At 49.0% G+C, this 2109-nt stretch carries 1 protein-coding gene; it reads left to right on the top strand.

The annotated features are described in order from the left end of the window. On the top strand, positions 1 to 2109 hold a 2109-nt coding region (locus MLE17_RS18815; protein ID WP_243350309.1), incomplete at both ends, for an Ig-like domain-containing protein.

The raw sequence follows: 2109 nt of genomic DNA, 5'->3' as shown, positions 1-2109 counted from the left end.
CGGAAGGAAATACCTTGTCTGCCATCAAAGTGACCAATCCATCTCATGGTACGGTAACGCTGAACAGCGATGGTTCCTTCACCTACACGCATGACGGTTCAGAAACCACCAGCGACAGCTTTACCTACAAAGTGAATGACGGTACGGTGGATGGTAATACAGTAACTGTTTCTCTGACCATCAATCCGGTCAATGATGCACCGGTAGCAGTAGCCGACAGTTACTCTGTCAACGAAGGCGCTACTCTGACAGTCAATACAGCAACAGGCGTGTTGACCAACGATACGGATGCAGAAGGCAATGCTCTGACCGCCATCAAGGTAACCAATCCATCTCATGGAACGGTCACGCTGAACAGCGACGGTTCCTTCACCTATACGCATGACGGTTCAGAAACCACCAGCGACAGCTTTACCTATAAGGTCAATGACGGCACTGTGGATGGTAATATGGTAACGGTATCACTGACTATTAATCCGGTCAACGATGCACCTGTTGCAACAGATGATAATGCAACCACAAACGAGGACACTCCGACAGTAATCACAGTATTGACCAACGACAGCGATGTTGACGGCGATGCCCTAACTGTTACATCCACTTCTGTTCCAACCAAAGGAACAGTAACCAACAACGGAGACGGCACGATTACCTACACTCCGAACGCCAATGTAAATGGTAGTGACAGCTTCACCTACACCATCAGCGATGGACACGGCGGTAGCAGCACTGCAACAGTCAATGTGACTATTACTCCGGTCAACGATGCACCTGTTGCAACAGATGATGATGTAACGACGAACGAGGACACTCCGGCGGTAATCACAGTATTGACCAACGACAGCGATGTTGACGGCGATGCTCTAACTGTTACATCCACTTCTGTTCCAGCCAAAGGAACAGTAACCATCAACGTTGACGGCACGATTACTTACACTCCGAACGCCAATATAAATGGTAGTGACAGCTTCACCTACACCATCAGCGATGGTCATGGAGGAACCAGTACAGCAACAGTCAATGTGACTATCACGGCAGTCAACGATGCTCCGGTTGCAACAGATGATGATGTAACAACGAACGAGGACACTCCGGCAGTAATATCCGTATTGACCAACGACAGCGATGTTGACGGCGATGCCCTGACTGTTACATCCACTTCTGTTCCAGCCAAAGGAACAGTAACCATCAACGTTGACGGCACGATTACTTACACTCCGAACGCCAATGTAAATGGTAGTGACAGCTTCACCTACACCATCAGCGATGGACACGGCGGTAGCAGCACTGCAACAGTCAATATGACTATTACTCCGGTCAACGATGCCCCAGTTGCAACAGCAGCACCGGTGGTAACTCCTGAGGATACGCCAGTTAATGGAACGGTAACCGCGACAGATATTGACGGCGATACGCTGACTTTCAGCAAAGCGACAGACCCGACTCATGGAACCGTCGTAGTGAATGCAGATGGCACCTATACCTACACCCCGAATGCCAATTACAATGGTCCTGACAGTTTCAGTGTAACGGTAAGTGATGGAAATGGCGGAACTAATACGGTGGTAGTGAATGTAACTGTTACTTCGGTCAACGATGCACCGATCGCATCTGCAACACCAGTGGCAACACCTGAAGATACCCCGATAGATGGATCGGTAACAGCAACAGATATTGACGGTGATGCGCTGACATTCAGTAAAGCAACAGATCCGACTCATGGAACCGTAGTAGTGAATGCAGATGGCACCTATACCTACACCCCGAATGCCAATTACAATGGCCCTGACAGTTTCAGTGTAACGGTAAGTGATGGTAATGGTGGAACCAATACGGTAGTTGTGAATGTAACTGTTACTCCGGTTAACGATGTACCGGTTGCAACAGCAACACCGGTTGTAACACCTGAGGATACGCCAGTTAATGGAACGGTAACCGCGACAGACATTGACGGTGATGCGCTGACTTATGGTAAAGCGACAGACCCGACTCATGGTACGGTAGTTGTGAACACAGATGGCACTTATACCTACACCCCGAATGCCAATTACAACGGCCCGGATAGTTTCAGTGTCACGGTAAGTGATGGAAATGGTGGAACCAATACAG

Source organism: Parabacteroides sp. FAFU027 (genome assembly GCF_022808675.1).
Lineage (GTDB): Bacteria > Bacteroidota > Bacteroidia > Bacteroidales > UBA7332 > CAXXIC01.
Note: the sequence above shows the minus strand (reverse complement) of the source record. Positions and strands in the feature narration are given on the sequence as shown.